16 protein-coding genes, 1 pseudogene and 1 riboswitch are annotated in these 21,020 nt (G+C 41.8%); of the genes and pseudogenes, 4 read left to right on the top strand and 13 right to left on the bottom strand.

Annotation, left to right across the window (positions count from 1 at the left end; genetic code table 11):
• Nucleotides 1-23: 23 nt before the first annotated feature.
• From EKM98_RS07045 to EKM98_RS07055, 3 genes are all read right to left on the bottom strand, one after another.
• Nucleotides 24-1,211, bottom strand: coding sequence for a pyridoxal phosphate-dependent aminotransferase (locus tag EKM98_RS07045; protein WP_125981591.1), 1,188 nt, complete (start codon nucleotides 1,209-1,211; stop codon nucleotides 24-26).
• 18 nt (nucleotides 1,212-1,229) lie between these two features.
• A complete protein-coding gene (locus EKM98_RS07050; RefSeq protein ID WP_125981593.1) occupies nucleotides 1,230-1,724 on the bottom strand; it encodes a cell wall elongation regulator TseB-like domain-containing protein in 495 nt (164 codons plus the stop codon).
• 77 nt (nucleotides 1,725-1,801) lie between these two features.
• The gene (locus EKM98_RS07055; protein WP_125981595.1) at nucleotides 1,802-4,606 is read right to left on the bottom strand and encodes a helicase C-terminal domain-containing protein; all 2,805 of its coding nucleotides are present in this window, start codon (nucleotides 4,604-4,606) and stop codon (nucleotides 1,802-1,804) included.
• A 224-nt stretch (nucleotides 4,607-4,830) separates the two neighbouring features.
• Between EKM98_RS07055 and mvk the strand changes: the two genes are divergently transcribed.
• From mvk to fni, 4 genes are all read left to right on the top strand, one after another.
• Nucleotides 4,831-5,793, top strand: a complete 963-nt coding sequence (gene mvk / locus EKM98_RS07060; RefSeq protein WP_125981597.1) for a mevalonate kinase — start codon at nucleotides 4,831-4,833, stop codon at nucleotides 5,791-5,793.
• Nucleotides 5,793-6,764, top strand: coding sequence for a diphosphomevalonate decarboxylase (gene mvaD, locus EKM98_RS07065; RefSeq protein ID WP_125981599.1), 972 nt, complete (start codon nucleotides 5,793-5,795; stop codon nucleotides 6,762-6,764). Before mvk ends, mvaD begins: the two co-directional genes overlap by 1 nt.
• Before the next feature lie 93 nt (nucleotides 6,765-6,857).
• Nucleotides 6,858-7,931 carry a phosphomevalonate kinase gene (locus EKM98_RS07070; RefSeq protein WP_125981601.1) on the top strand — a complete coding sequence of 358 codons (1,074 nt, stop codon included), beginning with the start codon at nucleotides 6,858-6,860 and terminating at the stop codon, nucleotides 7,929-7,931.
• 158 nt (nucleotides 7,932-8,089) lie between these two features.
• Complete coding sequence (gene fni / locus EKM98_RS07075; RefSeq protein WP_125981603.1) at nucleotides 8,090-9,136, top strand: type 2 isopentenyl-diphosphate Delta-isomerase; 1,047 nt, start codon at nucleotides 8,090-8,092, stop codon at nucleotides 9,134-9,136.
• Nucleotides 9,137-9,239: 103 nt separating this feature from the next.
• Here fni and EKM98_RS07080 read toward each other — a convergent pair whose 3' ends face one another.
• From EKM98_RS07080 to EKM98_RS07125, 10 genes and pseudogenes are all read right to left on the bottom strand, one after another.
• Entirely contained in the window at nucleotides 9,240-10,607 is a 1,368-nt protein-coding gene (locus tag EKM98_RS07080; protein WP_125981605.1) for an RsmF rRNA methyltransferase first C-terminal domain-containing protein, read from the bottom strand.
• Between the two features lie 5 nt (nucleotides 10,608-10,612).
• Nucleotides 10,613-11,602, bottom strand: coding sequence for an ABC transporter permease (locus EKM98_RS07085; RefSeq protein WP_125981607.1), 990 nt, complete (start codon nucleotides 11,600-11,602; stop codon nucleotides 10,613-10,615).
• Nucleotides 11,603-11,731: 129 nt separating this feature from the next.
• Nucleotides 11,732-12,508: a class I SAM-dependent methyltransferase gene (locus tag EKM98_RS07090; protein ID WP_125981609.1), complete on the bottom strand. Its 777-nt coding sequence runs from the start codon at nucleotides 12,506-12,508 to the stop codon at nucleotides 11,732-11,734.
• Between the two features lie 135 nt (nucleotides 12,509-12,643).
• Nucleotides 12,644-12,982 carry a metal-sulfur cluster assembly factor gene (locus EKM98_RS07095; RefSeq protein ID WP_068224319.1) on the bottom strand — a complete coding sequence of 113 codons (339 nt, stop codon included), beginning with the start codon at nucleotides 12,980-12,982 and terminating at the stop codon, nucleotides 12,644-12,646.
• A gap of 90 nt (nucleotides 12,983-13,072) precedes the next feature.
• The gene (locus tag EKM98_RS07100) at nucleotides 13,073-14,575 is read right to left on the bottom strand and encodes an FGGY family carbohydrate kinase (protein WP_125981611.1); all 1,503 of its coding nucleotides are present in this window, start codon (nucleotides 14,573-14,575) and stop codon (nucleotides 13,073-13,075) included.
• Between the two features lie 194 nt (nucleotides 14,576-14,769).
• Nucleotides 14,770-16,209: an aminotransferase-like domain-containing protein gene (locus tag EKM98_RS07105; protein WP_125981613.1), complete on the bottom strand. Its 1,440-nt coding sequence runs from the start codon at nucleotides 16,207-16,209 to the stop codon at nucleotides 14,770-14,772.
• 582 nt (nucleotides 16,210-16,791) lie between these two features.
• Nucleotides 16,792-17,288: pseudogene (gene thiW, locus EKM98_RS07110) on the bottom strand (energy coupling factor transporter S component ThiW).
• Nucleotides 17,289-17,351: 63 nt separating this feature from the next.
• Nucleotides 17,352-17,450: riboswitch (TPP riboswitch) on the bottom strand.
• Nucleotides 17,451-17,689: 239 nt separating this feature from the next.
• Complete coding sequence (locus EKM98_RS07115; protein ID WP_125981615.1) at nucleotides 17,690-18,628, bottom strand: ATP-grasp domain-containing protein; 939 nt, start codon at nucleotides 18,626-18,628, stop codon at nucleotides 17,690-17,692.
• A gap of 59 nt (nucleotides 18,629-18,687) precedes the next feature.
• The gene (locus EKM98_RS07120; protein ID WP_125981617.1) at nucleotides 18,688-19,923 is read right to left on the bottom strand and encodes a dicarboxylate/amino acid:cation symporter; all 1,236 of its coding nucleotides are present in this window, start codon (nucleotides 19,921-19,923) and stop codon (nucleotides 18,688-18,690) included.
• Between the two features lie 150 nt (nucleotides 19,924-20,073).
• Nucleotides 20,074-20,565: a thioredoxin domain-containing protein gene (locus tag EKM98_RS07125; protein ID WP_125981619.1), complete on the bottom strand. Its 492-nt coding sequence runs from the start codon at nucleotides 20,563-20,565 to the stop codon at nucleotides 20,074-20,076.
• Nucleotides 20,566-21,020 lie beyond the last annotated feature (455 nt).

A 21,020-nucleotide genomic window follows, 5' to 3' on the forward strand; every position in this document is an offset into this window, starting at 1 on the left:
TTAAAATTCCCCTAACTCTGTTATTACTTACTTTTTGTTTCCAAAAAAGCTCTGATTCGTTTGTAGGCTTCATCTAATGACGCCTGATCCGTTGCGTAACTGATACGAATGTAATCGGGTTGACCGAAAGAACGCCCGGATACTACTGCAACGTGAGCTTCCTCAAGTAAGGCTTCAACAAATTCCTCAGTTGTTGAATAACCACATTGAGCAACCGCCTGTTTAACTTTAGGAAAAATGTAGAAAGCACCCTGTGGCTTAGTCTCAATTTCAAAGCCCGGTAAGCTCTTAATCTTTGGGTAAAGAAGATTGAGCCGCTTTTCGAAAGCTAATCGCATTTTTTCAGCATCCTTCTGATCACCATTAAGGCCTGCCAAAGCGGCGTACTGACTCACTGCGGCCGGATTACCCGTTGCGTGACTAGCCACTGTGTTCATGGCCTTAATAATTTGCGGATCGCCTAAAACGTAGCCAATGCGCCAACCTGTCATTGCATAAGTTTTAGAAACGCCGGTCACTAAGAGTGTTTGCTTTTTAATGGCTTCACCCAAACTAACCAGTGACGTAAACTGGTTACCGTTATAAACCAAATTACTGTAAATATCGTCGACAACAATTAAAATATCGTGTGCCACTGCCCAGTTACCTAATTCACGCAATTCTTCCGCCGTATAAAGTAGGCCGGAAGGATTCTGAGGTGAATTAATGACCATTGCCTGTGTTTGCGGTGTCCGCATCTGTTCCAGATCTGCCACCGTTACTTTATGGTCCTTACCACTTGCCTTAACGGCTAATGGCTGACCACCAGCTAAGCGAACCTGTTCCGAGTAACTTACCCAAAATGGTTCTGGCAATAAGACATTATCACCAGGATTCAAAATGACTTGAAAAATTAAAAATAACGCAAACTTAGCACCATCCGTGACAATTACCTGATTTTGTTGATAATCAACGCCATCTTCTGCTTTTATTCGAGCCCGAATTGCCGTCTTTAATTCAGGTAGCCCACCTGCTGGTGTATAAAAACTTGCCTTGCCAGAATTAATTGCCGCAATTGCTGCATCCCCGATTGCCTTTGGCGTTGTAAAATCTGGTTCCCCAATGGAAAGATTAATCACGTCAATCCCCTTTGCAATCATTTCCTTTGTTTTACTAGACATGGCTAGCGTTGCTGATGGCTGAACCTGTTGAACCTTACGTGATAATGCCATACTTGCCACTTCCCAACCTTATAAATTTTCGACTAATTTCAATTGCTTGCCATTCTTAAAGGCAAGTGTTTCGTAACCTAATTGACCGTTTTTCTCCCGGTAGGAAACTTCCCAAGCAGGTTGCCCCCGATAGAGTCCTAAATTGATATTATAAACTTTCTTCGGTGAACGCTTTTGCCAAACTTGCTTTAAGGCAGCATTTCGGCTCAATCCATCAGCTTGATGAATGACCCGAATCTTACCCCCCTTTTGAGCAATAATCACGTAAACCCGCGTATTATCTTGCGTTGTTCCCGCTACGGTAAAATAACTTTTTTGCCGGTTAAACCAATAAAAATGATCCACTGTTTTTAAGTGTGCATATTTCTTGGCTAAACCCACCGCCTCATCCTGAGCTGTCGCCACTGGCTTATTAGCCTCGTGAAAGACTAGAAAGCCGCTTAACAAAATTACCACTAACAACCCAATTAAGGCGTAAGGTTGCCAACGTTTTCGTTTCCACTGTTCTCGCATTTGCCGCTCCTTCTTAGTCTAAAGATACATTCACATTATAGCAGATTTTATTTTCTGATTACTGACTTCAAAAAAATTTAAGTGTTATTTTTGAAAAAAGCATCAATAGCTGGAACCACCTCCGCCAAATCGGCCTTAATCTGTGGTAACCCAGTGGGAAGTGCCTTTAACATTCTTTTACCGTAAGTTGTTGTCAAGACCCGGTTATCAAGAATTACTAGAACACCACGATCAGTATTCGTCCGAATTAGACGGCCAAAACCTTGTCGTAAGCGTAACGTTGCCTTGGGTAACGCATCGTTGATAAATGGATTCAAGTTTTGCGTTTCTAACTGATGGTAACGTACCTTTGCCAACAGTCCATCGGGAGAATCAAACGGTAAGCGCGTCATAATAAGCTGTTCTAAAGACTCATTTGGCAAATCAATGCCCGTCCAAAAACTACTTGCGCCAAGTAAAATACCGCCCTGACTTAATTGAAAGCGCTTGGTAATTCGCTCTCTGCTACCAGTCACTCCCTGGGCAAAAAGTTCATGATCATTTCCTAAATCACTTGCCAACAAAGCGTGATAAACATCGTTAATCATTTGTAATGAATTAAATAAGACTAATGTCTGCCGATGATTGTCTTTGGTTAAGCGATAGATGGCCGAAGCAAGATAGGCCACATAAGCGACGTGGGTACTGTTCTTGATGGCTGGACTATCCGTCGTTAAATATAATCGTGCCTGCCGCTTATAGCGAAAAGGACTGGCAAAACGTTTTTCAATTAATTCCGTCTTGGATAAACCAAGCTGTTGTTTAAAGAAACTAAAATCACGCTTAATGCTTAATGTCGCTCCCGTATAGACAGGGGGTTCAAAATTAGCCGCCAAAGCAGTCATTACGGGAGAAACATCTAGGAGGTTAACGTGAATACTAAGGCTACGACTATCGCTATAATCCCGTAATGATAGCCAAATCAAGTTTAGCTCAGGTTGAACCAGCCGCAGATTGGTTAGCATTTGTTGCCAGGTTTTCTGGGCAGTGGTTAAATGATTTGCCTCATTACTAAAACGTAATAACAAAGCGTAATCACGTGGTAACCAGCGTTCACCCTGGCGATTAAAGGATTGAATAATTTTACTAGTCAAAAATAAATTATCAGTTAATAGCTGATCAATTTTGGTCAATTGGCCCTGCCAGTCCTGATACCAAAGCTGTACTCCATCAGTTAAAGGGACCTCTAGGTAGCCAGTACGAGCCGTTTTTTTGACGTGTTTGAGCACAAAATTTTGGTAGAGGCTTTCCTGCAATTGAGTCAGTAGACCTTCTAATTCACCTAAGCCAAAATCTAGCGAGGTTATATTATAGAGTGCTACGGCATCTTCCTGAAATAATGGCGGCAAAGTTTTCTTTTCGTGCCTAGAATTCAATAACTTACGTAAATTTTTAATAGTTTGGTAAACCGCTGCAAAAATAAATTGTTGGCTTCCTGCCTGCATGGCCGCTCCGGCAAAATTCTGTGCTTCATCAATAACCAAGTAAGGTTGATTCTTAAAATCGGTGGCGTGCTGGCTTAGATAGGCGTGGTTAGTTACCAAGACATCGGCAACCTTCTGCCGCTCTTGCTGCCGGCGTAAAAAATCCTCTTCGTAAAAGGTGATTGCCGGTGTAAACTGGTCGCCACTTTGATGGCTGATAGTCCCAAAAAGTGGTGATCGGTACGTGGTCAAATGTAACTCTTCTAGGTCACCAGTTTGGGTCATGGTTAACCAAACTAACAATTTCATTTTCAATAACTGAATTTGTTTAACCTTTTCGTCCACAACAATTACTTGGCTAAATTTATTTAAATCTAAATAATGCCGGGCGCTCTTAACCGTTGCAACTTGTAAATCAGTTTTTAATAGTTGATTAAGCAGCGGAACGGTTTGATCCGCAAATTGATCCTGTAAAATAGTGGTTGCTGTTGAAACCACTAACTGTTTTTGACTACTGATTAAGTAAGCAAAAGGAAGTAAATAGCCCAATGATTTACCTAAACCAGTAGCGGCCTCCAGCAACATGCCCTGCCTCTCATGGGTGTAATTGGTGTAAATCATATCCATCATGTTGCTCTGAGTTTTACGCCACTTTAATAGTGGTTTAAATAACTGCTTTTTCATTTGTTCTGCTGCTGGATAACTACCTAGCTGGTTGGTTAAGTGCGTTAACGGAACGGTGGTTTTGCGTAAGGCTAACCCTGCCTTGATGAAGAGATAGTCAGGTAATGCCTGCGGGTGCCGTTCCGCCTGCTGAGCACTCAATGCAAAAAAACGGCCGGTTTCTCGCGTTAAACTGGCCGAACATTTCGCCAGACGTTGTTGGGTTACGAGGGGCAACTGCTGTAGTCGTTTGCTTAAAGTAATAAATAATTTGGCCGTTACTAGTGCATCACTATCAGCCTGGTGTGGATTATCGTGCGTTAGATTCAAATAACGCGCTAAATCAGTTAACTTAAAGCTCGTACTCGTTGGTAATAGAATTTGGGCCAGATCAACTGTATCAACGCCTTCTAGCTCTAACGGTGCCTGACCCACCCGTACTAATTCAGCATTTAAAAAAGGATAGTCAAAATTAATATTGTGGGCAACGAAAACACACCCCCGCAATAAATTAACGATTGTCGGCGCCACGTCCTCAAATAAGGGAGCTTGGTGCAAACGCGTTTCCGTCAGGTGGGTTAAGCTAGTAATTACCTTAGGTAGCGGTTGTTCAGGATTAACGTCCGTTGCTAGGCGATTAATAATTTTATGGTGTTGAACTAAAACACAGCCAAATTGGATAATTCGGTCACCAGATTTAACGCTGGTACCCGTTGTTTCCAAATCTACAACGGCGTAAATGCTATCTTCATTCATATTTGCACCAAAGTCTCTTTTCTAAATTTTCTAATCAAATAGTAGCATTTTATGGACGAGTTGAACAACACAAACTAACAGATTGACGTCACAATCGACCATTAAATTAACGAAAGCGCTTCAGGCATTTACGACTAAGTATTTACAAACATTGTGACAATGTTTAAACTGTTTATGTTAAGTTGTCTTATACAACAACTAATTTTACGGAAAAGAGTGGCAATATGACTTTAGCAGAAGGTATTGGTGTTAGCAATGCGAAAATCATCTTAATTGGTGAGCATTCGGCCGTTTATGGTCAACCGGCAATTGTAATTCCGTTAACATCAATCCAATTAACCGCTAGCACAACACCAATTCAATCTGGTCAGTATATTGACAGTAATTATTATACAGGACCGTTGCAACGTGCTTACAAGAATTTGGCAGGTGTCAAAAAATTAATTTTGACCGTTCTTCAACAGCTTAACCAAACAAACGCCAACTTTAAATTAACAATTAAAAGCGCTATTCCCTCTGAACGAGGCATGGGTTCATCGGCCGCAGCGGCAATCGCTATCGTTCGAAGTCTTTACGCTTATTTTGAACAACCACTTAATCGGGCTACCTTGTTAAGATTAGCTAACGTGGCAGAGACCGTTACCCACGGCAATCCTAGCGGGATGGACGCGGCAACAACTAGTGCCCACGCCCCAATTTGGTTTGTCCGTGGTGAACAAAGTCATAATTTATCGATTAACGCCTCAGGTTATTTGGTCATCGCCGATAGTGGCATGAAAGGTCAAACTGGCCCCGCAGTCGCAACTGTTCGTGATCGCCTTGCTGACTTTCCTCAAGAAACCGATGTCTTTATGAAGCAACTGGGCTCCCTTGCAGTGACTGCGCGGGACGCCTTGGCTAATAATCAATTAACTACTTTGGGAACATGCTTGTCTCACGCCCAAATAATTTTACAAACACTAGGTGTCAGTAATGATACAATCGATCATCTCGTTTTTTTGGCTCAACACAATGGTAGTCTCGGGACTAAATTAACTGGTGGTGGTCGTGGTGGCTGTATTATCGCCTTAGTACCTGATAAAACCACGGCAACCCATTTAATTAACGTTTTAACGACGGCCGGTGCTACTCAAACTTGGTTGCAACCACTAGCCCATCTCAGCGCTACAAATGAGGTGCTAAATTAATGACGGCCGTTACTGCACGGGCTCACACGAATATTGCTTTAATTAAATACTGGGGCAAGTTAGACCAGAAATTAATTATTCCGCAGAATAGTAGTCTATCACTCACTTTGGATCACTTTTACACTGACACTACCGTTGAGTTTTCACCTAAATTACGGCAAGATCAAATCTACTTAGACAAGCAGCAATTAACCGGCCCTGCCGCAAAACGCATTAGCCGTTTTCTCGACCTTATTCGACAGCAAGCCCATTGTCAGCAATTTGCCTACGTTGATTCAACCAATCACGTTCCCACGGCAGCCGGCCTAGCTTCCTCGGCTTCTGGTTTTGCCGCTTTAGCTGCTGCTGCCAGCCGTGCTGCTGGTTTACAACTTGAGCGCCCGGCACTTTCCCGCTTAGCCCGACGTGGTTCTGGTTCGGCTACGCGCTCTATTTATGGTGGTTTCGTTGAATGGCAACAAGGTCATGATGATCTGACTTCGTTGGCCGTTCCCTTTAGTGAAGACGTTGACTTTGATATTCAGATGATTGCGATTGTTTTAAATAATCAGCAAAAACGCGTATCCAGTCGTTCTGGAATGGCAGAAGTCGTTGCAACTTCCCCTTACTACCCGGCTTGGGTAAAAGCAGCTAACACTGACTTAATCAGCATGAAACAAGCAATTCTTAAAAAAGATATAAATTTAATTGGCCAGATTGCTGAAGGTAACGCAATGAAGATGCACGCGACAACCCTCAGTGCCACCCCACCTTTCACTTACTTTGAACCAAAAACTCTAACGGCAATGCAGGTTATTCAAAACTTGCGTCAGGATGGGTATTCTTGTTATTATACTATGGATGCGGGGCCAAACATCAAGGTTATTTGTTCGGCAAAAGAAACGCCCGCAATTCTAGAACGGTTAGGTCACTTTTTTGACCAACAGCAATTATTAGTTGCCAAACCTGGCCCAGGCGTTCAGTATCTTTAAATTAAGCAGTGCTTTAAAAAGCAAATTCTAATTACCTTTTTAAGACACCCATAAATTAAAAAGCTCCCAAGTGGTGCGAAAGGAAATGATTGTTTGATAACGGCTCAGGCCCCTGGCAAACTTTATATTGCGGGTGAATATGCAGTTGTTGAGACTGGTTTACCTGCGATTATTGTTGCACTAAATCAATTTGTAACGGTTACAATTGAAAAAAGTGAGGACTACGGGAGTATTGTTTCAAAACAGTACCAGGAAAATTCCATTTATTGGTTGCGTCAGGGCGACAAAATGGTATTTGATAACCGGGATAATCCTTTTCACTATATTTTATCCGCCATTCGTTTAACCGAAAACTACGCTTTAGAAATGGGCAAACGCTTAACCCTGTACCATTTGCACATCAATAGTGAACTAGATTCTGAGGATGGTAAAAAGTACGGTTTGGGTAGTTCCGCCGCCGTGACTGTTGCTACAGTTAAGGCCCTACTCGATTTTTATGAATTACCGATTACTAAGGATAAACTCTATAAACTGGCCGCCATTGCCCATTTAGATGTTCAGGGCAATGGTTCTTTAGGTGATATTGCGGCTAGTGTTTACGGTGGTTGGATTGCTTACCAGGCCTTTGATCGCGATTGGCTAGAAGCAATGCGCCGTGAAACCAGTCTACACGATTTATTGGCCATGGCGTGGCCGCAACTAGATATCGACCTATTAACGCCTCCAGATAACCTGAAATTAATGATTGGGTGGACTGGCTCCCCTGCCTCAACTTCACAACTGGTTGATAAAATCACGATTGCAAAGGCAAAAAAGCGCCAGGACTACCAAAACTTTCTTCAAAATAGTAAACAATGCATCAAACAAATGATCGTTGGTTTCAAAACTAAAGATCTAACTTTAATTCAACAACAAATTCGGCAAAACCGAAAATTATTGCACACCTTGAGTTCCTTTAGCCACGTTTCAATTGAAACGCCACTTCTACAAAAAATGTGTAATTTGGCTGAAGGCCTCGGCGGAGCAGCGAAAACTTCCGGTGCTGGTGGCGGTGATTGTGGCATTGCCATCCTTGATAAAAGCCTGGCTACGGAAAAATTGGCCCAAAATTGGGTAGATAATGGCATTGAACGATTAAATTTAGCTGTGCATAACGTGACTTTATAACCTAATACGCCAAGAAGGTAACAAAAGTCTTTTAAATTACTTCTTGGTTATCCGTTCTCATTAAATACTTGGAAATACACATAGGGACTGCGGCAAAATTCACTTTTGTCCCAGCCCCTACTTTTTAGGTCTTATTCAAGTTCTGCGTTTGGAGGAAAATCACCTTGACAAATTCACAATCACACCGCAAAGACGAACACGTTTTTTTAGCGGAAAAATTTTATCAACCAGAACGGGCAAATGATTTTGACCAACTCCGCTTTATTCACCAAAGTTTACCTGAGATTGCTTTTAACGAAGTTTCACTAACCACCAAATTAGCTGATTTCAACTTACCGCTTCCTTTTTACATCAACGCAATGACCGGTGGGAGTCCTAGAACTGGTGAGCTGAATCATCAACTAGCCCAAATTGCAGCGACACTTGGTGTTCCAATTGCAACTGGTTCCCAAAGTGTCGCCCTACGACATCCCGAACTAGCGGCCACCTTTCGAATTTTAAGGGAAACCAACCCAACTGGCCTAATCTTCGCCAACTTAGGTGCTACGGCTAGCGTAGACGCTGCTAAGCAGGCTGTGACAATGTTACAGGCCGACGCCTTACAAATTCACTTGAATACACCTCAAGAAGTGGTTATGCCTGAGGGTGACCGCGACTTTCATTGGTTAAAGCAAATTCAGGCAATTGTTGCAGCACTAGATGTTCCAGTGATTATTAAGGAAGTCGGTTTTGGAATGGCCAAAAAAACCTTTAATCAATTATTAAAGGTTGGCGTTCAATACATTGATGTCGCTGGTACAGGGGGCACTGATTTTATTGCAATAGAAAATGAACGCCGTAAATCACGTAATATGAACTACTTACGCGGTTGGGGTCAATCAACCGTTGAGTCACTTTTAGAAAGTCAGTCCTTTCAAAATAGACTAACTATTCTGGCCTCCGGTGGTGTCCGTAATCCATTAGATATTATCAAGGCGTTACGACTAGGTGCCCAAGCAGTGGGCTTATCTGGCACCATTTTGCACCTGCTACAAAAAAACGGTCCCAAGACCACTACGGAAATATTATTGGATTGGAAAGAACAATTAACCGCTATCATGGCCATGCTAGGTGCCCATGATCTAACAGAATTACGCCAAAAACCCATTATTTATGGAACTAAATTACAAAGTTACATTGTACAGCGCCAACTTGCGGTAAAGTAATCAAAAATAGGAACGTGGTCTAAAAGATAGATCCGCTAATTAATAACGGATCTATCTTTTAGGCCACATTCCTATTTATTTACTGTGACTAACCGTTTCAAAATTAGTCAGCGACAAAACGTAACCCCTTAGGGAAAAAGTTTTTTACTGTTTTATTGACAAGCTTGCCAAAACCAACAGTTTTCCCCTGGTACAGTAAAAGCAACCACTGCTTACCAGCCAATTCACTTGGAATGGTGTCTCCGTGGACGTAACGCTGGTAATCGGAAGTAGTTAATGTTAACCGCTGTTTAAATTGTTCTGGAACTAAAGCTAAGGCCAACGCGTAGGCCGGCTCAAAACGGTGGGCCTTGAAGGTTCCGAGATGTAGTCCTGGCCGAACAACGTTTAAGCGATCTAACTTTAAAGGTTGCGGTAGCGCATAGAGTTGCTCACCAAAAACAATTAATTGATTAAAACCAATCCCATCTAGATTCTCTTGGGCAAATGCTTGCCAAACGGCCAACTGCTCTTTACTCAACTGATTAGTTGACTTGGACCGTTTCTTTTTGCGTGGTCGTTTAACGCCAATTACTTCTGGCCGCCCCGCCTTTTGCAGTTTAGCGATAAAATGGCCTTCCCCGGCTAAAAGATGAGGAAACAGACGCACGGCATTCTTTAAAGTTGGATTACCATCCGCCCAATCAGGCCGCCCGGCCACCATTCCGGTAGCACGTTTAATTGGCACTAAGCTAAATTCGGGATAAGTCGCCACTAACCACGCCATCATTTGTTCGTCTTCTTCTGGACTAAAGGTACATGTAGAATAAATTAATTGTCCACCTGGCTTCAGCATTTTAACGGCCTCGGTTAGAATTTCCCGTTGCCGCTTAGCGCACTCGGCCGGATACGCTGGCGTCCAGTACTGGGTAGCGCTGTGATCCTTACGAAACATACCTTCCCCTGAACAAGGCGCGTCCACTAAAATACGGTCAAAGTAATCCGGAAAATGCTTAGCGAGATGATCTGGCGTTTCATTTGTAATCACAACGTTGCGACAGCCAAAACGTTCCACATTTTCCGCAAGAATTCGCGCACGTTTGAGCATAATTTCGTTGCTCACTAATAACCCAGTTTGCTGCATAAAACCGGCCAAATGAGTGGTCTTGCCACCAGGTGCCGCACATAAATCCAATACACGTTCACCAGGCCTAGGTGCAGCAACTTCACCCACGTACATGGCACTTGGTTCCTGACTATAAACGTAACCCGCTTGGTGGTCAACACTGCGCCCGTTGACACTACCAAAGTAGCCCCACTGAGTGTAATTAATCGGCTGCGTTAGGTCCAAATTGACTTGCTTAGGTTGCGATTTTAAAGGATTCAAACGAAACCCTTTGTAACCCGTTTTATTAAAGCTAGCCAAAAAAGCGACCGATTCATCACCTAATAATCGTTGATACTTCTGCGTAAAACCTTCTGGTAAAAGCACTCGTTCTAGTCCCTTCCGCTTTTGATTTGTTGCCGTAAATAATAATATAGCCGGCCAGCATAATAAATTTGTGTGACAAGATAGAAGGCTAATAATAGCCACCACAAAGCAGTATACTGTGAAATGTATAATCGCCACATTCCAATAATACCACCGACTAATAGCCCCCCTAAACTACTAACCGCAAACTGACGCCATTCACGGCCAAAAATCTGCCAACGCGTTGTCGCTTGCAGTACGTTGGTCACCAATGCAGGCCGGGAAACAATAACGCCGAGCTCCGCAACCCCAACCAATAAGATGAAGACAAGGACAATCGCCAAACCATAGCCCCAGTAACGAGCAAGCCAAGAGGCCCCGACAATTGGTGTTCTACTCGGTACTAAATGAATTGGAGTTTTGGCCGCCAAAATGGATTGAAAAGTTGCTCGCTTTTTTAGATAGGGCTTTCCGTCAATGACAATTCGAAATTTATTAACTTTAGTTGGCGTCAAACTTTGCTTAGTTGAAGTTGATATAAAAATTCGGTTATCTAAATGGCTGCTGCTTCGATTACCAACAACCCCGATCACAGAAATGTACCGGTTACCGTATTTTAAATAGCTTTGTTCAGTTGGTGAGTATAATTTCTTTGCCACCTTTTTACCGACAACAGCAACCGGAATTTGCGACTTAAAATCGCTATCGTTGAAAAAACGACCTGAAATAAGCGGTAAGGTTTTAAAATTACCAGCACCATAGAGGTAAACTGTACTGCTATGTGGCAGCTGGTACTGAACCTGATAATTCTCTAAGTCATGCTGGGTCGCAAACGTTTGGTTTAGCGCTACAATTGAAGACTGCTTTGGCGACTTAAAAACGTAAGCATTAGTTGATAACCCGCCCCGGTCCAGAATATCCTGATAATCGGCACGGTTCATTTGACTGAAGAAAAAAACACCCGCAAACGCTAGAATTGCCGTCAACACGGCAAGCATTGATTTTCGTTTAAACATATTAGTTAGACCTATCCTTACTTTATTTACGCTTAATTAAGCATAAACGGTGCCCATTAGGTTGTCAAAAGATCTTGCAGTAAATTAATTAAAAAGAAATTTTTACAGCGTCTCAATCAATTTCTAATTTTACTGAACTAAAAAGAGCGCCTCTTTAACAAGATCCAGCCGTGGCAAATGCCGGTTCAATTTGCTTACCTGGACATTAGTCTTAAAATTAGCGTTTTGCCAAAAAATAGTGCTATTTGTACAACCATTTCGTTCACCAATACAAAATAGGGGTAACTGCGGTTTAGTTTGCCGCATTAATTGTAGTAATTGCCAATCAATTGGAACACCATCAGGACTCCAGCTCATAATAACGTAATCAATTTGCGAAACATATTTTTTATAGGCCGTACAGGCATCCAGTGCTTCAACTTCCGTCACTAAATGACGACCTGTTTCATTTTCGTGAACCCAATCTAACGTGTCCGTTGCAAAAACCGTCTGGCCTAAATGACGCAAGCCAGCGCTAATATAGCCGTTACCCGCCATGACCTCTAAGTACCGCCGACCTGGTAAACGCGCCAAATCCGCAACAAATTCCTGAGTTGTATGGGACCACATGCCAAAATGGATCTCAAGGTAATCCCGGTAAGCGCACAAAAGCCGATCAAGTTCAGTAATTTGTTGGCCTAGCTCAGATAACGTCCACTGTCTTTTTTGAATAAACTCTGGATAGACTTGGACAAAAAAGTTTTCTGGTACCCCTAAATAAGCTAACTCATGTGGTAGGCGGTCGTGCTTTAACAGCCAAATATTTCTTAAAATTCCGTCAATTTGTTGGTTAACACTGGGGTAGGCCGCAAAAACTTGACGATATTTGTGTAAGTCTTCAATATATTTTTCTGCCGGCTGTACCATTAAAATAACCTCCAAATAAAAAGCGTGGTCCGAAAGGCCAGCTTTAAGAAAGTTAGCCATCAATTGATTTATTTTCAACCAACTACAGCTAGCTACTCAAAAACCAGTTACCTTTTGTTCCACACTTGCTATCTATTAACGAATCCCTAACGCAATACGTGCGTAACGACTCATTTTATCAACACTCCATGCCGGGTACCAAACAAGTTCAATATCAACATCCTTGACCTCGGGAACCTCATTTAAAGCTTGGGTAATTTCATCATTTAACAAATCAGACAGTGGGCACCCCATAATTGTCAAGGTCATCTTAATGTGGCATAAACCTTCTTCATTAAGATCCACCCCATAAATTAGGCCTAAATTGACAATATCAATCCCAAGTTCTGGATCAATCACAGATTCAAGCGCCGTTAGGATTTGGTCCTTAACGTCATCAATATCTTCTGCTGCTACCTTCTTTTCCTCACTCAAGAAATTCACCCCTTTGTTTTTCTACATTATACTTAAAAAACAAAGCGGATACAATGCTAAATGAGAAACCTTTTCAACTAGTATTTAAAATCAACGTTTCTTTGGTTTAAATTTACGTGCTGCCGTAACAGCCTGTTGCCAACCAGTTAATTTTTCCTGACGAATCTTTGCGGAAAGCTGGGGTCTGATTGGTTTAATTTGTTTGGCCAATTGTTCTAAATGATTAAAATTCTCAAAGTAACCAGTTGCCATCCCCGCCAGGAAGCCGGCCCCCAGTGCAGCACTATCCTGATAATCATTGGCTGGTAAAACTGGGATGCCTAAAATATCGGCTTGGAATTGTTGCAGGTAACGGTTACGTGCGGCCGGACCATCCATGTGTAATTCAAGCGCTTTTACGCCAGTAATTTTTTGAATTGTCGCTAATAAATCGCTGGTTTGGTAGGCCATCGTCTCCCAAGTTGCCCGCGTCAATTGGGAACGATTCGTAGTTTGGGTTAACCCAAACACCGCGCCTTTAGCTACGTTGACGGAAGCTAAATCAGCAATCGCAGGCACAATGTATAAATCAGTTGCGGCCGAACTTTTAGTTGCTAAATATTCCGACTCGGCAGCAGTGGCGAAAAAGGCTAGTGTCTCTTGTAACCATTTAATTGTCGCACCTGCCGTTAAAATGGTTCCTTCTAGAGCGTAGGTGGGTATCTGACCGGCAGTTTGGTACGCCAATGTCGTTAATAACTCGGTTTGTGTCGTGGCCAGCGCCTTTGTTCCAGTATTAAACATTAAAAATGTTCCTGTTCCGTAGGTTGTTTTTACCTTTCCCTTGGTCAAACAATCTTGGCCAACTAAAGATGCCTGTTGATCACCAATGATTGCGGTAATTGGAATTTGTCGTCCAAATGTAACTGGTGCGGCAGTTTGCAGCGTTGTATTGGTTGACGGATAAACGGTTGGTAGGATAGATGATGGCAACGCAAATAACTGTAACAATTCTGCATCCCATTTTAGCCGGTGAATATCAAATAATAACGTCCGACTAGCATTGGTCACATCCGTCACGTGCGCCGCCCCTTGGGTTAACTGCCAGATTAGCCATGAATCAACTGTTCCAAATAATAGCTCCCCCGTCTGGGCCTTCGCTAGCGCACCTGGAACTTGTTCTAAGAGCCAACGAATTTTACTTGCTGAAAAATAAGCGTTAACGGGTAGCCCTGTTTTACGTTGCACTAAGGTCTGATCAGCTTTTGTTGCTATTCGGGCCGCAATTGCCGCCGATTGATTGGAACGCCAACTAATTGCGGCGTGAATTGGTTGACCAGTTTTGCGATCCCAAACGATTGTCGTTTCTCGTTGATTAGTAATTCCAATACTAACCAATTCAGCAGGACTCACACTAGTATTCAATAACACATCAGTCATGGCCCGTTGAACACTGCGCCAAATTTCTAACGCATCCTGTTCAAACCAGCCTACTTGTGGTGTGGCAGTTGCTACTGCCACTTCAGTCGCACCAATAAGTGCCCCGGCCTGATCCATAATTGAAGCCCGGGTTCTAGTTGTGCCTTGATCAATGATTAAAAGGTAACGTGCCATCGCACTCTCCCCCTTTTCCCCTAAGTTTACGTAAAAAATAACGCGGAGAAAAGAAAAAGGCTTGTAGTTTACAACTATCACAAAAATAAGGTTGCTTTAAAAAAGTTGGCCATTGATAATTTTAAATTTATGAGTCAGGAGATAAACTTCACTATAATAAGCAGTCATAATTTGCGGTGTTCTTTTGGGCCAATCTAATCATCCGCTAAGAGTGTCAAACACTTTGTCAATCGCTGAACTAATACTGCTGCCTGTTCACGAGTTAACTGCGCAAAACTTACTCGAATGGTGTTTTCTTGTAACCCGAACAAAAAGCCGGGTAAAACCAATAAACCATTTTTCAAAAAAACAGTGTATTCAGAGGGGGTTAATTGGTGCCCTAAGTGTAATTTAAGCCATAAATTATAGCCGATTTGCGATAATTGAAAACTGATCTTATGCTGTTGCTGTAGCGGCAATAACAATCGTTGTAATTGCTCTTTTTTTTGCTTTAACTGCTGTTGCAATTGTTGCAGGTAAACGGTCAAATCAGGGTCGGCCAATAAACCAGTCGCCACTAATTGCGGAAAAATACTAAGTCCGGAATCTAATTGCTGGCGAATATCAGCCAAACGTTGAACGATTTGACTAGGTGCCACCAGCCAACCAATTCGCGTGTTTGGTCCCGTTAAAGTCGATAAAGTTCCCACGTAAAGAACATTTTCTGGATCAAGTGCCTTTAGTGGTGGTACTAAAACGTTCGCGGCACGTTGTAAAAGTGCCAGCGGATCATCTTCAACGATCGGCAATTTTAATTCAGCACACAGTTGAATTAACGCTTGCCGCGCACCTAATGACATTGTGCAGCCAGTCGGATTTTGGCCGGTTGGATTAACAAAAATAAACCGAATGTGATGTTGGTAATATAACTGGCGGAGTACCGCTAAATCCAAGCTACCGTCAGACCGTAACGGTACCCCAAAAATACGAATTCCGGCGGCTTGAAATAAACCTAATTGATAAAAATAAGAAGGTTGTTCAACTGCAATGGCATCCCCAGCAGCCAGTAAACCTTGGGTAATCAAAAAGAATGCCTGCTGCGCCCCTGAAGTAATCAAAATTTGACTAGTAACCACATTTTGCCGTAAATGCTGGTTTAAAAACAACTGCAATTGTTTTTTTAACTTAGGCGCACCACTAATTGCCAAGTGCGCCTCTTGGGTCAATACCGTTTGCCAAGTCATTGCTGGTAAAGGGCTTTTAGCGAGTAGTGCCGCTGGCAAAGTTGCTTGCGCCAAATTAAGGCCCTTTTTTTGATCCAGTAAAACCTGTAATTGTGCCATGTACTGTGTTGGATCAGCCAACCGATCAGCCGTTAAATAGGATTGCCAATTAATACTGTTAGGTAACACACCCCACTTTTCAGTATTGACCCAAGTACCACTACCAATTTTACGAACAAGAATTCCTTGACTAACGAGTTCGTCAAAAGTACGCCGCACCGTTGAGCGACTTACCGCCAAGGTTGCAGCCAATTGACGTTCTGCTGGTAACTGTTGGCCCGGTAATAAGGCACCAATTTCTAAACTATGACGAATAAAATTAATCAGCCGAAGATAGGCCGGCTGTGACCCTGTCGGTAATTGCCAGTGCAATAAAAACACCTCACTTAAATTAATAAACGTTGAATAAAACGTCCTTTATTTCTAATTTACCTTCTTATTATCACCTAAAATAGATCAATCACGCCGGATCATATTCTGAAACTGCTATTGATAAATATTCTATAGCAAAATTTGCCGCTTGAGAACAATTATTCAAAAAAAGGTACTTTAACAAGAATGGCCTCGCCTACCGCAAATTTTGTACCAACCAAAAAAATCATACAACGTTACCGCGTGTATTCTTTTTGTCATTGACCGCACCGCTTGCCGAATATCTCCACATTTAAATAAAGAAGAACTCATTTAAGTTAAATACAGGTTATCTTTAAATCGAAATTATAAATTTGAATGTCATTTTGCTAAATTTTTTACGCCCGTTTATTTTCCAGTAGAAACAAATAAATTCATTTTTATTTTCCATTTCCAGTCAGAGTACCTAAAAAAGGCGACCTTAATTTCCGAAAACCTAGAATTAAGGTTGCCTCTTAATTATCGTAGAAAACACTGTTCTCAGCATCATGTCTAAAAATGCCCCAGAACACTTTTTAAATAAACGTGCAATTTAAAAATAATCTAACGAGCAAATCTTGCCTTAAGTACTGGCCAAAGTGCCCGCAGTAAAACATAACCAACTATTACACCAACAAGTGCACTGAGGAAAAAGCTAGGTATGAATACCCACAAAGCCCCAGTCGTGCCTAGAAAAAGTGCTGCTAACGGGTAGGCCACTAATGCACCCAGAATACCAGTTCCAACTAATTCACCTAGGGCCGCCGCCAACAAGTTCTTAAACCAACGATAACAGTACCCAACGCAGAAGGCGCCAATCATACTACCGGGAAAGGCCAGCAAGGTCCCAGTGCCTAACATGTTACGTAATAGTGAAGTTAAAAAGGCCTGGGCAACCGCGTAGTACGGACCTACGAGCACACCACTAATTAAATTAATCAAATGCTGCGTTGGCGCAACTCGGGCAGGCCCAATTGGAAATTCAAATAAATTCCCCCAACTACCGCAATGGCCGTTAGCAACGCTGTCAAAACTAATTTTTGATTCCGTGTTTGCCGCATAAAAAAGACTCCCATCTATAAAATCACTAGGAGTCTCGTTAACATTGTCCATTTGCACGACAAAATATAACCAGTACACTTCCCTTCGCTAGTCCTAACTAGAGCAGGTTTAAAGGGTTTGACCACGGTCATCTCAGCAACTAAGCACCCCTAGTGAATTATTTTATTGTTATTAGTATACCTAAATTAGTCAGTAAATGATAGCGCTAACGTAAAATTAGCAACCACGTTACCAGAGTTTCAAACTGAGGCGAAAGCTATCAAGGCAATGTTATACCATAATAATTGCTTTTTTTCCATAAAGTTCACGTCCTAAGTCTAATTTTAAAGCAAAATTGGTCACAAAAAGACACCTCAACTTCCAAATCAAGAGAGTAAAAGTGTCTTTTCGTGCGTTGACCCTACTTCACTGCTACTGCGTACTGCTGTTCCAACACTCGTTGTAAATACAACGCTAAATGCTCATGGGCAAAGACTTGGGCCTTACTTTCGGCCTGATCATTATAATTTGTATTAGTGTTCACATCATAAACATATTTTTGGTGATTAGCGTCTTCCACCCACTCTACTGCGGCCACGTCTAGCTGATTGGCCGTTAAGAACTGTTCGTAGGCACTTTGTTGCTGTGAGGCTAACGGTGCAATAATTTTAAACTTAGACTCAGAGACGTTAGGAAGTTGGCATTCATCCGCTGGGCAAAGCTCAAACCCTTGGCTGGAATCAATGGCCACTGTGTAAAGAAACTTACGACCAATAAATTCTGAGCGGCGAATACGACCATCAATTGGTTTAATGTATTGTTGCAGTAATGTAATGCCATCAACTGGTTCCTCAAAATCAGTGCCGTTAACGTATTGTTCTAATTCGGCAATTGAATCAAAACGGTGCACACCAGCCCCTTTACCGGCCCGATTATGTTTAGTGATCAGCGGAAAAATATTCAGTTGCTGGGCGGCCGCCACTAATTTTTCTTTACCGAGAACGGCAATTGTTTTTGGTGTTTTGATGTCACTTTGCTGTAGGGCCAAATACTGTCTGACCTTACTAATCTCCAAATCAATGGCATTGGAGCCATTAAGAACAACACGGTGATTGTCTTCCAGCCATTTAATTACTTGTTGCCCAAACTCCGGCGTAAAGCGATGATTACGGGTATGAGCCGACGCCGAAATTCGATTATAAAAAATACCTTCTGGTGGTGTGCTGGTTAAATCCAGGACGCCAGTAGCGAGATCCCATAATTCGTACGGAATTGAATTACGTTTTAACCAAGTAACTAAATGTTGAGTCCATTCCAAATTTTCGTGTAAAACGTAAACTTTTGGTTGTTTTGTGGTCATGTTAATTCCTCCAATATACTTAAATTAAGTCGGTCTAAATAACGACCTGCTACCAAATGCTAACCTTTCGCAACCTTAACAATTGGCTGTGAAATTTTTACTGTTTTAGATTGTGCATCTAGTGCTTTGGCCGCTAAGGCATTACCTAGAACGTTTAAGGCCGTCCGACCCGCATTGGCAAAGAAATCAACGGCAAAAATCAACGCTACACCTTCCTTAGGTAACCCTAACTGTGAGGCTGTGGCCAGTAATACGACCACGGCACCTGACGGAACAGTAGCAATAGTTTTGCTGATAAAAGTCAATAACAACGTAATCGTCAACAACGAGGTCAAAGACATTGCTACGCCATAGCTATTGGCAATAAAGGCCACAGCAACGGCCAAATAGACCGTCGCGCCCTCTAAATTAAAGGTATAACCTAATGGCACCACAAAATCAGTAACGGTGGCGGATGTGCCGGTTTGCTTCAGACGTTCTAATAATTTTGGTAATACGACGCTGGAACTACCGGAGAAAAAGGCCAAGGAAAATAAATCCTGAATACTACGGAAAGTTTGAAAATAAGGAACTTTAAAAAATAAGGCAATCAGCGGAAAAACAATTAAGGCCAAGGCCAAATAACCGATATACAGACCGCCAATAAAGTTAACTAAGGAAAACAGCTTCCCAGCTCCCACTGTATTAATATCGTGGGCAATAATTCCAAAAATTCCAATTGGCGATAGTTTGATAACAAAATCAGTAATCTTATAAATTGCTTTGATCCAAATGTCGAATAACTTCAGTAACGGCGCCGCATTTTTTGGCCCATAGGCACCTAGGCCCAGCCCTAAAACAATAGCGAAAAAGATGACTGATAATAGATTATTATCTGAAAAGGCAGCAAATAAGTTTGCTGGAACAATATTGGCGATAAAAGTCCATAGATCGATCTTTGTGGCAATTCCTTTCAAGGTCTGCGTGCCGGCACCATTTTGAATGCTAGTACCAAATTTTAAATAATAACCGGCCGCTAAATAAACCAAAATAATGACGGTGGTGACAATGAAAAAGTAAACAAAGGTTTTCAACAAAAGTTTACCAAAAGATTTTTGCGTAAAAATTTGTACAACCGCGACGACTACCGTGGGAAAAATTAGCGGTAAAATCACCATAGTAATCGCATTGATAAATAGTGTTCCTAATAAATTATAGAAATTATCGGCCACGGGGATGAATTTTCCTAAAATAATACCTAAAACTAAAGCAATTAATAATTGATAAGGTAACGTTATTTTTTTAATGATCTGCATCGTTCAAACCTACTTTCGTGTTGTCTGTTCGTTTTCAATTATTTACAGCAGACAACACATGGCAGTATCACTGCGGGAACTTCCCCGCCATAAAATTAACCATTTATTAACTGGGTTGATTCGCAATCGGCTCATATAAGGCACTCCCTTTTATGCAAGTAATTGTGTGATTGGTACTAACTGATCATCAGAATAGCGCACATCATCGAAAATAACTGTCGGTAGGCTGGTAATGCCCTCAGCGGCAATTTCCCGATCGATTTGGGTCAGTACTTCTTGGGTAACAACTTGATTAGCTTTGAATTTAGTAGTCAAAAATTTGTTGACATCAACTGTGGCGTTTAAATCCTTCTGCTGCGCATAAACTGCTGTAATGAACTTCAAGGCTACCTTAGGCTGGGCATAATTCACGAACCTATTGGCCACGTTACCATTGGCCAAATCGGCTACTGGTTTATTCCAAAATTTGATTTTAAGTCGAATCTGACCAGTTTGAACCGCTTGAAACAGTGCTTGTTGATTGGCCAAGTACCATTGCCGACTATCTGGGCAACCTAAATTTAAAATTGCTGTGACTTGATGCTTTGCTGCCGTTTGACCAAAATTTAGCGCCGTTGAAACACTTAGATATTTTTTACTCATTATTAATTAATCCCTCTCATTAAAATTTAACAACTAACAAAAAAGCGCCCCTGCAAATTAACGCAGGGACGATCATTTCGTGGTACCACCCAGATTTATAACCAGCTTTACAACTAGCTACCTTAAAAGCACAAACATGCTTGGGGTTATAACGTACCCTAACGTGCTAGTAGCTTGCACCACCGGCAAGACTCTGGACTCATGTTCAGCTTGCTTTTGATCTGCCCTTTCACCAACGACAGTCGCTAATAATCAACTCACAAAACTTACTCATTCCATCAACGTCTTTTTTAATTAAATTCTAATTTTTATTGAGTATAAGAGCTTTGATCATAAATGTCAACTGATTAATTTAAAATTTAGACAATCAAGTAAATTCCTAAATTGTCAAACTAAGTGCAACACCGGCCAGCTTTCACTTATAAGTGGTCTAGGTGTTAGTCATGCGAGTAATT

The sequence above is a fragment of the Loigolactobacillus iwatensis genome (assembly GCF_003950295.1).
GTDB classification, from domain to species: Bacteria; Bacillota; Bacilli; order Lactobacillales; family Lactobacillaceae; genus Loigolactobacillus; species Loigolactobacillus iwatensis.

Coding starts and splice junctions, on each gene's coding strand:
- EKM98_RS07045 (WP_125981591.1), bottom strand. CDS start 1,211: ATGGCATTATCACGTAAGGTTCAACAGGTTCAGCCATCAGCAACGCTA.
- EKM98_RS07050 (WP_125981593.1), bottom strand. CDS start 1,724: ATGCGAGAACAGTGGAAACGAAAACGTTGGCAACCTTACGCCTTAATT.
- EKM98_RS07055 (WP_125981595.1), bottom strand. CDS start 4,606: ATGAATGAAGATAGCATTTACGCCGTTGTAGATTTGGAAACAACGGGT.
- mvk (WP_125981597.1), top strand. CDS start 4,831: ATGACTTTAGCAGAAGGTATTGGTGTTAGCAATGCGAAAATCATCTTA.
- mvaD (WP_125981599.1), top strand. CDS start 5,793: ATGACGGCCGTTACTGCACGGGCTCACACGAATATTGCTTTAATTAAA.
- EKM98_RS07085 (WP_125981607.1), bottom strand. CDS start 11,602: ATGTTTAAACGAAAATCAATGCTTGCCGTGTTGACGGCAATTCTAGCG.
- EKM98_RS07090 (WP_125981609.1), bottom strand. CDS start 12,508: ATGGTACAGCCGGCAGAAAAATATATTGAAGACTTACACAAATATCGT.
- EKM98_RS07100 (WP_125981611.1), bottom strand. CDS start 14,575: ATGGCACGTTACCTTTTAATCATTGATCAAGGCACAACTAGAACCCGG.
- EKM98_RS07115 (WP_125981615.1), bottom strand. CDS start 18,628: ATGACCACAAAACAACCAAAAGTTTACGTTTTACACGAAAATTTGGAA.
- EKM98_RS07120 (WP_125981617.1), bottom strand. CDS start 19,923: ATGCAGATCATTAAAAAAATAACGTTACCTTATCAATTATTAATTGCT.
- EKM98_RS07125 (WP_125981619.1), bottom strand. CDS start 20,565: ATGAGTAAAAAATATCTAAGTGTTTCAACGGCGCTAAATTTTGGTCAA.